Annotated in this window: 13 protein-coding genes and 1 tRNA gene; 5 read left to right on the forward strand and 9 right to left on the reverse strand. The window is 55.6% G+C overall.

The genetic code is table 11. The features are described 5' to 3' along the window. Window positions 1–3: 3 nt before the first annotated feature. Window positions 4–663: a heme exporter protein CcmB gene (ccmB, locus tag V8N38_RS17970; RefSeq protein ID WP_060419965.1), complete on the reverse strand. Its 660-nt coding sequence runs from the start codon at window positions 661–663 to the stop codon at window positions 4–6. After that, entirely contained in the window at window positions 663–1,295 is a 633-nt protein-coding gene (gene ccmA / locus V8N38_RS17975; RefSeq protein WP_060419962.1) for a cytochrome c biogenesis heme-transporting ATPase CcmA, read from the reverse strand. The genes ccmB and ccmA overlap by 1 nt, the downstream gene beginning before the upstream one ends. A gap of 229 nt (window positions 1,296–1,524) precedes the next feature. On the opposite strand from ccmA, the gene V8N38_RS17980 reads away from it, so the two are divergent. Next, window positions 1,525–2,451 (forward strand): formate/nitrite transporter family protein, encoded by a 927-nt coding sequence (locus V8N38_RS17980; RefSeq protein ID WP_147840060.1) that lies wholly within the window; start codon window positions 1,525–1,527, stop codon window positions 2,449–2,451. A 129-nt stretch (window positions 2,452–2,580) separates the two neighbouring features. After that, window positions 2,581–2,655: transfer RNA gene (locus tag V8N38_RS17985), tRNA-Arg, on the forward strand. 93 nt (window positions 2,656–2,748) lie between these two features. On the opposite strand, the gene V8N38_RS17990 is transcribed toward V8N38_RS17985, so the two are convergent. The 4 genes from V8N38_RS17990 to V8N38_RS18005 all read right to left on the reverse strand — a co-directional run bounded on the left by V8N38_RS17990 (window position 2,749) and on the right by V8N38_RS18005 (window position 6,733). Beyond that, the gene (locus V8N38_RS17990) at window positions 2,749–4,023 is read right to left on the reverse strand and encodes a lactonase family protein (protein WP_244951319.1); all 1,275 of its coding nucleotides are present in this window, start codon (window positions 4,021–4,023) and stop codon (window positions 2,749–2,751) included. 20 nt (window positions 4,024–4,043) lie between these two features. Beyond that, on the reverse strand, window positions 4,044–4,844 hold the full coding sequence (locus V8N38_RS17995) for a helix-turn-helix domain-containing protein (RefSeq protein ID WP_060419953.1): 801 nt from the start codon (window positions 4,842–4,844) through the stop codon (window positions 4,044–4,046). A 694-nt stretch (window positions 4,845–5,538) separates the two neighbouring features. After that, window positions 5,539–5,760: a hypothetical protein gene (locus tag V8N38_RS18000; protein WP_004936288.1), complete on the reverse strand. Its 222-nt coding sequence runs from the start codon at window positions 5,758–5,760 to the stop codon at window positions 5,539–5,541. Between the two features lies 1 nt (window position 5,761). After that, window positions 5,762–6,733, reverse strand: coding sequence for a YrzE family protein (locus V8N38_RS18005; RefSeq protein WP_038876539.1), 972 nt, complete (start codon window positions 6,731–6,733; stop codon window positions 5,762–5,764). Between the two features lie 229 nt (window positions 6,734–6,962). Here V8N38_RS18005 and V8N38_RS18010 point away from each other — a divergent pair, with 229 nt between their 5' ends. Together V8N38_RS18010 and V8N38_RS18015 are read left to right on the forward strand one after the other, a co-directional pair. Further along, a complete protein-coding gene (locus V8N38_RS18010; RefSeq protein ID WP_147840059.1) occupies window positions 6,963–8,459 on the forward strand; it encodes a helix-turn-helix transcriptional regulator in 1,497 nt (498 codons plus the stop codon). A gap of 134 nt (window positions 8,460–8,593) precedes the next feature. Beyond that, entirely contained in the window at window positions 8,594–8,845 is a 252-nt protein-coding gene (locus tag V8N38_RS18015) for a CsbD family protein (RefSeq protein WP_070915262.1), read from the forward strand. A gap of 93 nt (window positions 8,846–8,938) precedes the next feature. Here the strand turns inward: V8N38_RS18015 and V8N38_RS18020 are convergent, their stop codons facing one another. Both V8N38_RS18020 and V8N38_RS18025 read right to left on the reverse strand, forming a co-directional pair. Next, on the reverse strand, window positions 8,939–9,682 hold the full coding sequence (locus V8N38_RS18020; protein WP_060419947.1) for an ankyrin repeat domain-containing protein: 744 nt from the start codon (window positions 9,680–9,682) through the stop codon (window positions 8,939–8,941). A gap of 7 nt (window positions 9,683–9,689) precedes the next feature. Further along, window positions 9,690–11,168 (reverse strand): phospholipase, encoded by a 1,479-nt coding sequence (locus V8N38_RS18025; protein ID WP_080480342.1) that lies wholly within the window; start codon window positions 11,166–11,168, stop codon window positions 9,690–9,692. Between the two features lie 384 nt (window positions 11,169–11,552). Here V8N38_RS18025 and dsdC point away from each other — a divergent pair, with 384 nt between their 5' ends. Beyond that, a complete protein-coding gene (dsdC, locus tag V8N38_RS18030) occupies window positions 11,553–12,482 on the forward strand; it encodes a DNA-binding transcriptional regulator DsdC (RefSeq protein ID WP_033648097.1) in 930 nt (309 codons plus the stop codon). Between the two features lie 11 nt (window positions 12,483–12,493). Here the strand turns inward: dsdC and V8N38_RS18035 are convergent, their stop codons facing one another. After that, window positions 12,494–12,796 carry a hypothetical protein gene (locus tag V8N38_RS18035; RefSeq protein ID WP_087763433.1) on the reverse strand — a complete coding sequence of 101 codons (303 nt, stop codon included), beginning with the start codon at window positions 12,794–12,796 and terminating at the stop codon, window positions 12,494–12,496. Between the last annotated feature and the right edge of the window lie 3 nt (window positions 12,797–12,799).

Raw genomic sequence — 12,799 nt, forward strand, 5'->3', positions numbered from 1 at the left:
TAGCTAGTGCACGCTCACTCGCAGCGCCGCCGCGGTGGCAAACGGCGCCAATGTCACGCTGCCCGCCAGCATCGCGCCGAGTATCGCCAGGTAACCGTCGATCGGCATGCCCATCGAGGCGGCGTCGATCGCGCCGGTGGCGAAGATCAGCACCGGGATATACAGCGGCAGCACCAGCAGGCTGAGCAACACGCCTCCTTTGCGCAGGCCGACGGTCAGCCCCACGCCGATAGCGCCGATCAGGCTCAGCGTCGGCGTGCCGAGCAGCAGCGTCCCCGCCACCGCCAGCCAGGTCTGCATATCGAGCGACAGCAGCAGCGCCACCAGCGGCGATAGGATCAGCAGCGGCAATCCCGTCACGACCCAGTGAGCACACACTTTGCCCAGCACCGTCATCGGCAGCGGCGTCGGCAGCAGCAACAGCTGCTCCAGCGAGCCATCGAGGAAATCGTCGCGAAACAGCCGCTCCAGCGACAGCAGCGAGGCCAACAGCGCCGCCACCCACACGATGCCCGGCGCAATGCGCGCCAGCAGCTGCGGCTCCGGGCCAACCCCCAACGGGAACAGCGTGATCACAATCAGGAAAAACCACAGCGGGTTGACGATCTCCGAGCCTTTACGGCAGGCGATCTTCAGTTCGCGGCGCACCAGGGTCAAAAACATCACAGGCTCCCCGCGTCATGTTCCGCCAAACGAACTTTACCTACCGTTTGGCTGACGCCGGCCAAATCCTGATGGGTGGTCAACAATACCATGCCGCCCCGCTGCGCATGTTGTTCAAAAAGGCTAATCAACTCGGCTACGCCCTGTTTGTCGATCGCCGTCAGCGGCTCATCGAGGATCCACAGCGGCGCCGCGCTGAGCCACAGCCGCGCCAGCGCCACGCGCCGCTGCTGCCCGGCGGACAGCTGCGCCACCGGCAGATCTTCGTAGCCCACCAGCCCCACCTGCTCCAGGGCGCGCCAGATGGCCGGATGATCGGTTGTGCCGCGCACCGCTTGATAAAACTGCAAATTTTCGAAGGGCGTCAATACGGCTTTGATGCCGGGCTGATGGCCGATAAACAGCAAATCTTGCTGGTAACCCGCACGATCGCGCAGCGTGCTGCGCCCGCGCCAGCACACCTCGCCGCCGTCCGGCCGCGCCAGACCGGCGAGAATACGCAGCAAACTGGTTTTACCCGCGCCGTTCGGCCCTTCTACCTGAATGATATCGCCCGGCTGAACTGAAAAGCTTAGCTCGCTAAACAGGATGCGCTCATCGCGCACGCAACTCAGACTTTTGGCTTCCAGCATCGGGGAACTCATATTTTTCTTTGGGATAGCGAATCATAGCATAAGCCTTTCCCCGCACGCAGCCCGCGGCGGGCGCGCCGACGGGCCAATATGGCGAGCAGGATCAAGAATGCGTGGAAAAAATCGGCGGATTTTAACTCTTGTTACCTTTTTCTGTATTTCGCCGCATTTGGGCCAGGCAACTACGCTTAATGACGTGAACTCACCCTTAATGAGCAGGAGCGACAGCATGAGCGAGCAGCAGCGCCAGGAGCACGAGCCGGATGAGACGATGCAGGTAGAGAGCGAGGAGCAGGAACAGGGCAAGCGCGAAATCGAAGTCAGGGAAGAGAATCTGCCGTCGCGCGCGGCGGCGGTGCATGAACAGATCCGGATGGAAGGCGAAAAAGAGCTGGAGCGCGACGGGCTGGCGCTGCTGTGGTCGGCGATCGCCGCCGGGCTGTCGATGGGCGCCTCGCTGGCGGCAAAAGGCATTTTCCACGCCCACCTGCCGGACGATCCCAGCCGCTTTTTCATCGAGAACCTCGGCTATACCTTCGGTTTCATCATTGTCATCATGGCACGCCAGCAGTTGTTTACCGAAAACACCGTCACGGCGGTATTGCCAATCATGCATAAGCCCACGCCGCGCAACCTGCTGATCCTACTGCGCCTGTGGGGCGTGGTGCTGCTCGGCAACCTGATTGGCACCGGGCTGGCGGCGCTGGCGTTTACCCATATGCCGCTGTTCGACGCCGAAACGCGCGGCGCTTTCGTCAGCCTGGGCGAAGAGGTGATGCGCCATACGCCGGGAGAAATGTTCGCCAACGGCATCCTGGCCGGCTGGATCATCGCCACCATGGTGTGGATGTTCCCGGCCGCCGGCGCGGCGAAAATCTGGGTGATCGTGCTGATGACCTACCTGGTGGCGATTTGCGATTTGACCCATATCGTGGTCGGTTCGGTCGAGATCCTGTATCTGGTGTTCAACGGCGCGATTGGCTGGCAAGCATTCATTTACCCGTTCGCTCTGCCGACGCTGGCGGGTAACATCATCGGCGGCACCTTTATCTTTGCGCTGATAAGCCACGCGCAGATCCGCAACGATTTGAGCGCCAAAAACCAGGCCGCGCGTCGGCAAGAGAAAAAGCGGCGCCACGGCGGGGAAAAACCGTGATCGCGGTCGGTTAGCCGAGGAAATTTCGGCGTGAACTGGCGAGGTATTGAGCAAACGCGCCGCTAACCGCTTATTCTGCGGGTAAAAAAAGGTATAATGCCCCGGCAGCGTCGGTTGCCGGCCCGCAGCGTCCCCGTAGTTAAACGGATATAACAAGCCCCTCCTAAGGGCTAGTTACTGGTTCGATTCCAGTCGGGGACACCATTCTTTCTTATCACGCCATTCCCCATCATCTGCACCCGCAATTCCCCTTTTCCCCTGTTCAGGTCCGATTGTCGCCGAGCGTTATAATTGGCATCAATTAAAAAACTTAATATCCGTCGGCGTTGAGATCGTCGCCGCCTGCCCTCTGGCCTGCAATTCGCCCTTCTCATCATCGAAATCGAACAGCATAACGGTGTTGGTGAATACATTCGTCACATAGAGATGGTTACCCCCGGCATCGAAAGCGAGCGCACGCGGCTCAATGCCGCCGGCCTCATAGCGCGTCGGCACGCCTGGCAGACCGTCCCTGCCTATTTTTAATACCAGCAGGCGGTTATCGGTACCGCGATGGGTGGCAATAAGATATCTGCCGCTCGGGCTCAGGATAATGGCCCCACCGCTTTTCGCCTCCGCCGAATCGAGGCCGCCGTTCAGTTTCACTTTCCCTTGCCGCGTCAATCGATTGTCGTTAACGGCAAACGCCTCGATCTCGCCCGCCATTTCGGTGATGACATAGGCATAGTCGCCTGCCGGCGAGAACACCATGTGCCTTGGGCCGGCGCCGGGCGCAAAGGCGACATCGCGCGAAGCATCCGCCTGCAACGGCTGCGCGTTATCCGAACGATAGCGGTAGGCGTGCAGCTTATCGCCGCCGAGGTCCGCCGCGTACAGGTATTGGCCATCGCGGCTGAAGGTGGTGGAGTGCGCATGCCCGCCTTCCTGGCGCCCCTGCACGATGCCGGAGCCGGGCGTAAACGGATAATGCTGTACGCGTTCACCCAGCCTGCCGTCGCTGCCAATCGGCAATACCGTCACTCCCGCGCCGCCTTTGGCGACGGAATAGTTGGCGACCAACAGAAACTTGCCGTCCGGGCTGAGGGTGGCATGCGTCGGCTGCCGACCCGCGCTGCTCACCGTATTCAGCACCCGCAGGCTGCCAGCCTGGTCTATCGCCAAGGCGGTCACCGTTCCCGCATCCTCCTCATTGGTGGCATAGGCGAAGCGGCCATCGCGGGATGTGACGATCCACGACGGGCTTTTCATTTTAATGACATCGAGCAGCGTTAACGTGCCGTCGCCATTAACCGCCAGACGATAGAGCCCTTCACTGGGGCGCGTCGGTTTCTGCACCGTTGGCGCATCCGGAATATGGGTCCAGGTGCCGACTAACGCTATTTGATGCTGTTCCCGATTATTTGCCATCGCATTTCCTGAAAACATGAAGAGCGTTAATGCCAGCGCTAATTGAATGGCCTGCCGGCCTAAACCTTTAACGTTCACTCTGCCAAAGGCAGGCAACGTTAAAGGTAGCATAAAGAGCGCGCGGCGGTGTTTATTAATCGAGCCAGAGGATTTTTCTTTACTCATGATGCCTCCTTTCCTCAACACTACGCCACAGGAATAAGTATATCGACATTGATGATCTTACTGTTTAAATGCTCGTGCCTGTATAATTCGATGAAAAAGCTCTCCCTCATTTTGACATTAATAGCCGGAAGATGGGCGTCATAGATACCCTCAAAAAAGGCAATATACTCAGGTAGCTCCCCGATAAAGGGAATGACAATATATTTCCCCATGGGTATATAGAAGTTAAATATGGAATGAAAAACCTCTTGCTCCTTGCCGTTGGCATGCGGCCGCCCCCCTTTTCTTTTTTCTACGCTATAAGCCCTCCCATTTTTACTTAGCCATTTATCATTCGTCTGGGTAATGTCACTGGCATCTCTGTACTTCCTGACGGAGTGGAAAATCAATGCCTTGTACTGCTTCAACATGTCGATGTCATCCGGCATGACCGTATGATAAAAATAGGGTTTATTGTCGCTGCCATACGGTGGAATCTGGGTGGAGAAATCCCATCCCCGGCTGTTCCTAAAGCTGTTGGGCGTTTCGCCAAAGAAACGTTTGAATGCCCGCGTGTAGCATTGCTGAGAAGCAAACCCGGATGCCAGGGCAACATCCAATATGTTACCTTGATGCTGTTTGAGCAGGACAGCGGACCGGCTCAGCTTTCTATTCCTGATATAAGTCCCTAACGTAATGCCAAAATAATGTTTAAATAACCGCTGTAAATGCCATTTAGAGTAACCCGAGATAATGGAAACCTTCTCAACGGAAAGCCCCTCTATAATATTTTTCTCCATATACTCCAAGACCTGTACAAGAATATCCTTTCTATAATCCATGAGCGCTCCCTGCCTTTATAAAGATTGTGTCCTTTTTATTAAAATCGTTAACCTCTCAAATCAAGTCATTAAGATTAATCCTAAAAAAAATCACCCTGTCAATGCAATTTTTACGGCATAGGAAAAGTCATCATATAAATAACTGAAAATGATCATGTTATATAAATACGCTTGCGAAAAATCCGTGAATAAAAAATGCGCCACGCAAAGTGCATCCATTAAAGATGCATTTGCCCCGCCAGGGTGAATCACACTTTATGTTAATTGTTTTATCTTAAAGTGTTTTTTTACGCTCCACGGGCATGGCCGAATAGGAATTTCATCATCACAAATTAAATCGTGTTTTATTGTTTGGCCGGTTGATAAAACTATTGAGCCGAATACGAAAAAGTATGAACGGTGGCGAAGGAAGATGCGGCGGATAAGCGCAAGATCTTAACCTCGGGCCCGATAATCGCAGATCGTCATTGCGAGTTTCTTTTTTATCTTCTCCCGCACGGTGAAGAATCGACGTTTCAACACACCCTGTTCGATGCCCTATTTTCCCTCCATGTCAATGGGATCGCCACTGGTCCCCCGCTGAACCGCCTCCCCTTCCCTCGTAACAGTGCCGCGTCTGCTTGTGCCACGCTTTATTGACCAAGCGCAGCAAAAAGCCCGGCTCGCAAAGCCGGGCTTTTCATTCACGGGCTGCTCAATCAGCCAGGTTGTCGATCTCTGCGGACCTGTGCTTACGCAACAGATACAGCAGCAAAGACACCCGCCGCTCGGTGCGTTCCGGGGTATCCGGCGGCAGGTTGTAGCGCAGGGTATAGCGCTCGTTGTTCTCGTTGCAAAAATCGATGACGAGCACGGGCGCAGAGGCCCCGGCTACTTTTCGATAATTCAGCGAAATGCACGACAGGTTTTTTTTCATCTCAACTTACCGCGAGGGTGCGGCGAGTTGATTCGGCAATCCGCCCCACGCCGGCGCTCAGCGCGGCGCCCAACAGCAGCACCAACAGCGACCCCCATGCGGCGCGCGACAGCTGTTTAGCCGCTTCATCGGCCGCTTCACGCGCTTTCTGCTCGGCCTCAGCCTTGAGTTTCTCCACTTTCTGCACCGCCTGCTGGTAAGCCTGAGCGTAGTTATCGACGATTTGGCTCGCTTCATCACGGCTCTTGCCGGTGCGCGCCGCAACGATATTCACCAACGCATCCTTATCGGCCGCGCTCAACGTCGGCTCACCGGACTGCTTGACGCGGTCGAACCACTGCTTGAGCTCGGAGGCGGCCCGCGCCGGATCGGCCGCCGCGTCCATGGCCGATTGCTTGCCGTCGGCGGTCGCCCTATCGGCCTTCTGTTCCAACCGAGCCGGATCCAGTTCCGGCTTGCCGGTCTGCTTGAGCGTGGCGTTCAACTGGTTTTCCAGGCTTCCCCAGTCAAGGCTGATGCCTTTTTTATCCAGCTGTTGCTTGAGGCCTTCGCCCACGTTTGGCGCTGCCGCAGCCAGGCCGCTGCCCGCCAGCGAAAGCCCTTTGCCCACCGCGCTACCCGCCAGCCCCACCACGCCACTCGCCAATGAAACCACCAGCCAGGTGGTCAGCAAGGTGGTGATCGCCCAGCTCAGCAGGCCATGCAAGCCGCCGCGATTCGGTGCGGTGCGGCCGGCGACGAACGCGCCTGCGGCCAGCGAGGCCAGCGTTGAAACCAGCAGCCAGATCCCGGTGCCGGTGCCAAAGCCGCTCAGCGGGTTGCCCTTTTGCATCATATCCACGGCCTGGGCACCGACAGCCGTACCCAGCACGCTGAAGATCAGATAAGTCACCAGCGCCACGGCACTCCCGGCCAATATCGAGCCCCATGACACCTGAAACGCAAAGCGATTTGATTCATAGACAGTGGTCATCGTTGTTCCTTATATTTTCTGGACAAGTGATTGCACGCACGGCGGATAACCGCGCAGACAAATCCAGTCTGCCGCGCGGCGCCGTCGGCCGTCCCGGTTCATTTGCGCCAGAATGACTAGTGCATTCACACCCTGCGAATACGCACGTTATGCACTAAGCTGCTCAGCGAGTAGCGTAACCCGCGGCCCCCGTCAGAGGCCGCTCCCCCTTCTGTCTAGCGGAGAGCACATGAACCCATCCGTCCTGGCCAGCGAAACCCACCGCGGCCACCTGCAGCAAATCATCTCCGGCTTGTCCGACGGCGTGATCCTGACGGATACCGATCAAACGCTGCTTTGGGCCAACGAAGCCGCGTTGGCCATGCATGGCGTGAGCCACCAGAAAGCCCTGGGGGCCAATGCCGACGAGTACGCGGCGCGGTTTGCCCTGCGTTATCGCAACAACCACCCGCTGGCGCTGGAACAGTACCCGCTAAACCGGGTTGCCGATGGCGAGACCTTCACCGATGTGGTAGTGGAAGTTCGGCAGGTCGACGATCCGGACAGCTTCTGGGTGCACCGCCTGCGGAGCCTGATTATCACCGATGCGCAGGGGCAGCCGGAGCTGCTGGCGCTGATCCTAAGCGACGCGACGGAGTGGGCCAGCGCCGAACAGCGCTTTGAAAAAACCTTCAACGCCAATCCGGCGCCGGCGGTCATTTGTCGGCTAAGCGACCTGCGTTACGTCAAGGTCAATCAGGGGTTCCTCGATATGACCGGTTACCAGCGTGAACAGGTCATGGGGCGTTCGGTCTATGAACTCGACGTGTTGGAACAGGCTGAGCACAAAGAGCTGGCGATTCAGCGCCTGGGGGAAGGCGCAACCATTCCGCAAATGGAGGCCGAGCTGAAACTGCCCGGTGGCGGAAGCAAGCTGGTGGTGGTTGCCGGCCAACCGCTGGACATCAATGAAGACGACTGCATGCTGTTCACTTTTACCGATCTCGAACCCCGGCGTCAGGCGGAATCGGCGCTGCGGGAAAGTGAAGAGCGGTTCGCCAAGGCATTTCGCCTGAGCCCGGTGCCGACGTTGTTGTGTACGGCGCACGAGCGGCGCGTGCTGGACGTCAACGAAGCCTTCACCCGCACCACCGAGTACGACGCCGAAGCCTTGATCGGCAAAACGGTCGATGAGATCCAATTTATTGACGATCCCGAGGCGAACCGCCGTTTGTTTGCCGCGCTGGAAAAAAGCGGTAACGTCGAAGGGCTGGACATCCGGGTACGCAAGAAAGGGAGCGAGTCGATCGACTGCGTGGCCTCGGCGGATGCCGTCAGCATTCACAATGCGCCCTGCTACCTGCTGGTGCTCATGGACATTACCGAACGCAAACGCTCGGAGCTGGAGCTGGTGAGCGCCATCGAGGAAGTGATGCAGGACGCTTCCTGGTTCAGCCAAACCTTGATTGAAAAACTGGCCAACGTGAAAAGCCTCAACCGGCCCGATCAGACCGGATTTAACGCCAGCGATCTCACGCCGCGCGAGCGCGATGTGCTGGAATTGATTTGCGAGGGGCTGCCGGACAAGAAAATCGCAGCGCGCCTCAATCTGGCGCTCAACACCATTCGCAATCATGTCGCGACGGTCTATTCCAAACTGGGCGTGCATAGCCGCAGCGAAGCCATCGTCTGGGCCAGGGAGCGCGGTCTGTTTACCGGCGGGTCGGCCACCAGGAACGGCAAGTAGCCTGCAAATGCACTATCCGTACCGATGCAAACGCCCCTTATAGGCACAACGTGAAGTGCATAACATGGAGGTGCAAATGCAGGCTTTCGCCCTGTGCGGAAGCCAAACGGATCGAACCTTAGGAGCGCATCATAATGAACAGCGAAAAGGCCAATGGCATGATGGAAAAAGTGGCGGGCAAAGCGCAGGAAATGGCGGGCGACGTCACCAGAAACGAACGTTTGCAGGCCGAAGGCGCCACGCGCTATGCAGCGGGCGCGCTGCAAGAAAAATACGGCGACGCCCTGAGCTGCGCCGGCAGCATGATGAAGAAAAACCCCCTCGCTGCATTAGCCCTCATTGCCGGCGCTGGCCTGTTGGCCGGCCTGCTGCTGCGCCGCCGTTGATGCGCGCCGACCAGCACACCGTTTTTCCCTGAATGCCGCGCCCGGAGGGTCACCACCGGGCGCGGTTCTTTTCGGCGATGCAGGCCCGATTTGTTATTGAACTCTCAGCAGTTTCTTTAATTCAAGGTATCGAGTATGCAATGAATCATTACCCTCCGTTTTCTTGATTTTATCATCGAGTAAATCAACAAAGTTTTCACCAAATCTATCTTCAATAAACGGATTTGCACCATGTTTAAGCAGAAGATTCATATGGTCAATTCGCCCCAAATAAGCACACTCCACTAATGGTGTTCTCTTTAACCTATCCTGAATGTTAATGTCCGCACCATATTTTATCAGTGTCGCCATTGTCTCTGTATTACTGGATTTAATTGTCTGAAATATTATTGGTAGATCATCAAGTTTGCCTCTTGCATTAGGAGACAATCCCCCATCAAGCAATGCCTTTAACCAAATACCGTTGTCTAATTTTGCCATCCATTCAGCAGGACTGGCACCGCCATTGGGGCGAGGTTGCAGTGGATCGGCTCCGGCCTTTACCAACTCGGTCGCAATCTGCAGCCGTTCCGGCGTGGCATTGTCATGAGTCGACGTCGCCAGGGCATAAAACAATAATGTCATATCGTGTTCACCGGGGCTGTTCAGATCCGTCTCTTTCGCCAGCCGTTTGATGTTGCCGATATTCCCATCGCGGATAGCCTTAGCCAACACAAGCTGTTGACCTGTAAAGTAACCTTCTGGCGGCAAGTCCATTCCTTTCTCCTTACATCCGGTTGTAAACACCAATCCAATCGCGATGAACAGCGCTGCGAACACGTTAAAAACTTGTCTCATCGAGCTTCTATATCCTGTGACCGATTGTGGCGATATCATCGTCTTTTTCCTGTTCGATGCAGTCTATCACTTGTTGGATGCCATGTCGGTCACCCATATTGCCCACACCGCCATCAAGCGTGTGTTTAACACCAACGGCATCCGGCAAATGTGACGATATTTTTTCCTTCGCGGCCAATAATGCAAGGTTGCCATTAACGTCGATAAAGTCTTGCCTGAGATCGACTTCCTGCAACCTCGTCAAAATTTCGCCCTTCACCCGGTAGGCGTTGATAATATCCTCACTGCCCACCAAGGAACCCCCATACTTTTCCACGGTACCCGAATTCAATCCCGCGGCATTAAATGTCCACCCAGATTTACCGCTGGTCATTGATGCCGCCGATGCCAGCCCACCGCCTAGCGAATGCCCGGAGATATCTACCCGGCCCTTTAATAAAGAGCCAATATCTACAGCTCTTTGATAGTATGCAGATTCAGCACCTCTGCCTTGGTTGAAGTTATTCGTCCAGTCTTCCAGGTTCTTTATCTCTGGCAGTTCACGATCGATAAATATCTTCTTCGCCGCATTCAGTTTACCATTAGGAAGTTCAGGCATCCTTGACCCGCGAAAAACAACTGTCGGATTCATATCATCGCCAAACACGGCTTTATCCGGAGCATAAACCCTTGCCAAAAAACCCGGTGATATCTCATTGTCATAAAGCATTTCCCGGCGAACCCCTAAACCATCCAAAAAACCGCCGTCATTACTCACATCCCGCCATCCTTCCGGCACGCCTGGCGTAGCCGCCAACGGATTGGTCGTGTTATAGACATTCTGCGCCAGCTTGGCCTTTTCCACCGCGACGTTATTTTGCGCCAGGCGTTGCGCCGCAATCCGCGCATCCGGATAGATACTTCGCTCCCCCCGACCAATCAGATATTTTCTCGCCTGCCAACGCTCCTGTTTGCTCATTGGGCGAACGACCTCTTTGATGACGGTAAGGCTTGAGCCAACGGCGGCGGCCACCGCCTGCATCAGCGGGGGATTTTTAGCGGTGTTTTGTCTCGGGGGCAAGGAAGTTGGTTTAGGCCTGGCGGCGTATCGGCTGATCATCTCTTCATAACGTTGAATTATACGTTCGACTGGGTACTGCGGCGGTAATACAGTCCCGGGATAACGCTGCAGGCGCCCTTGCGCATTGATGAAAAACGGATATTTGACGGGGCTCCAGGCACCGATACTTGCATCGACGGCAAGCAAACTGCCGCGTTTTAGTTCGTCAAACACGCCGCGCTTCATGCCGCTATCTTCCCGGTAACTCGATACGCCAATACCGGACTGCGTATTGCGCGTGATAGTGTGCCTGCTCGATATCGACGACATGGACGAACCGCCGAACAGGTAATGTCGCTCCAGCTCATAACGCGCATCGGCGGGATTAAGGATGCGGGCGAATTTCTCCGGCGCCAACGATTCCGACATAAAATAAATCAACTGCACAATGGCCTCCCTTCGGCTTGCTACTGGCTTTCCCTTCGTCTGTCAGTGAACGTCACTGGACGAGCCAGTTTTTCATCATACCTACAGCTCTGCTTGACCGATACGTGCGTAAGAAATAACGGCCTTATTTTTCACCGTTTCTCCTTCTACGTCACATTTATCTTTAACAGGTTTATGTCAGACCTCGTCAATTTCTAATTTCAGTCTGCCAGCAGACAAGTCATTTACCGGTTCATGTTATCTCATCATCTTAATCCTTAAAATCTATGACGGTAATCAGTAAACAGGGTCCTGATATATAAACTGAACATATTAATCAACTTGGGTTTATCACTCATGCCATTAAGTGTTAATATTAGCGCATTACGTGCACGGAGAAATAGCATGTTCCCCAGTAAAAAACATTCACAGCGGGCCACCCCGCTGACCAGCTATCAATTTTCCCGGTTGCATACTTTCGAATGCGTCGCCCGTCATTTATCTTTTGCGCTGGCGGCGCAAGAATTGTCGATCACCCCCAGCGCCGTAAGCCACCGCATTAATCTGCTCGAAAAGGAGTTGGGCTTCCTGCTATTCCAGCGCTTTCATCGCAGAATTACCCTGACCCCGGAGGGCGAGCGCATGCAATGGGCGCTGGACAGCTCCTTCAACACGCTGAATCAGGAAATTCTGGACATCAAAAATCGCGAGCTGACGGGGACGTTGACCCTCTATTCGCACCCCTCTCTGGTGCAATGCCTGTTGCTGCCGCGCATCGGCGACTTTATCGCCCAGCACCCCACCATTCACCTCAACATTCTGACCGGGCAGGAGATCATCAACCTGGCCAACCGCGGCGTGGACTTGGCGATGTACTTCGGCAAACTGCCCTCGGGGCGGCATCTGGACGAGGCTTTTATGCAGGAATCGATGGTGCCGATCTGCACGCCGCAGTATGCCGCCGCACATAGCCTGTACGATGCGCCGGAAAACCTGGCCCACTGCACGCTGCTGCACGATCGCTACAACTCCGGCGAAGACGAGTGGCAAACCTGGTCGCAACACTTTGCGCTGGGGCTGGATACCGACAGCAAGAGCATGGAGTTCGACCGCTCCGATCTCGCGGTGCTGGCCGCCACGCGGCACCTTGGCGTCGCCATGGGGCGGCTCAATCTGGTGCAGGATTGGATCAAAAGCGGCGAGCTGATCATTCCGTTCACCGACATGACCGTGCCCTGCGAGCACTGCTATTTCACCTCGACCATCTCCGAGCGGCAGTGGCCGAAAATCCTCGCGTTTAAGCAGTGGATCATGAAAATCGCCCCTCTGGTCTGATGGCCTGAGGGTTAGCGCTCTATTTTGGGGGAATAAGAAAAATGCAGCGCGCAGGCGTAGAGCCGGCCGGCCTTTGAATAAGAGATATATTTGCGGTTTTTATCCCAGGTAAGCAGGGAATTATTGGCGAAATAATAAACCTCCAATTGCATCCCATTAGCTAACCTCGACCAGCCTCGGTTTCTTATCACGGTAAAATCACCGTTATCGCTGAGCGTGATCAGCGGCACGCCCCAGGCATAGCGGGATATTTGCAGCTGGATAATGAATTGGCTTTCGCAGCTTATTTGGTAGTTCTGTACATCAACATCCATAAT

Origin of the sequence: Serratia nevei, assembly GCF_037948395.1 — a bacterium.
Lineage (GTDB): Bacteria > Pseudomonadota > Gammaproteobacteria > Enterobacterales > Enterobacteriaceae > Serratia > Serratia nevei.

What these genes read in the sequence shown, in the direction of transcription:
- ccmB (WP_060419965.1), bottom strand. Translation starts at nt 663, where the DNA reads ATGTTTTTGACCCTGGTGCGCCGCGAACTGAAGATCGCCTGCCGTAAA.
- ccmA (WP_060419962.1), bottom strand. Translation starts at nt 1,295, where the DNA reads ATGCTGGAAGCCAAAAGTCTGAGTTGCGTGCGCGATGAGCGCATCCTG.
- V8N38_RS17980 (WP_147840060.1), top strand. Translation starts at nt 1,525, where the DNA reads ATGAGCGAGCAGCAGCGCCAGGAGCACGAGCCGGATGAGACGATGCAG.
- V8N38_RS17990 (WP_244951319.1), bottom strand. Translation starts at nt 4,023, where the DNA reads ATGAGTAAAGAAAAATCCTCTGGCTCGATTAATAAACACCGCCGCGCG.
- V8N38_RS17995 (WP_060419953.1), bottom strand. Translation starts at nt 4,844, where the DNA reads ATGGATTATAGAAAGGATATTCTTGTACAGGTCTTGGAGTATATGGAG.
- V8N38_RS18000 (WP_004936288.1), bottom strand. Translation starts at nt 5,760, where the DNA reads ATGAAAAAAAACCTGTCGTGCATTTCGCTGAATTATCGAAAAGTAGCC.
- V8N38_RS18005 (WP_038876539.1), bottom strand. Translation starts at nt 6,733, where the DNA reads ATGACCACTGTCTATGAATCAAATCGCTTTGCGTTTCAGGTGTCATGG.
- V8N38_RS18010 (WP_147840059.1), top strand. Translation starts at nt 6,963, where the DNA reads ATGAACCCATCCGTCCTGGCCAGCGAAACCCACCGCGGCCACCTGCAG.
- V8N38_RS18015 (WP_070915262.1), top strand. Translation starts at nt 8,594, where the DNA reads ATGAACAGCGAAAAGGCCAATGGCATGATGGAAAAAGTGGCGGGCAAA.
- V8N38_RS18020 (WP_060419947.1), bottom strand. Translation starts at nt 9,682, where the DNA reads ATGAGACAAGTTTTTAACGTGTTCGCAGCGCTGTTCATCGCGATTGGA.
- dsdC (WP_033648097.1), top strand. Translation starts at nt 11,553, where the DNA reads ATGTTCCCCAGTAAAAAACATTCACAGCGGGCCACCCCGCTGACCAGC.
- V8N38_RS18035 (WP_087763433.1), bottom strand. Translation starts at nt 12,796, where the DNA reads ATGGATGTTGATGTACAGAACTACCAAATAAGCTGCGAAAGCCAATTC.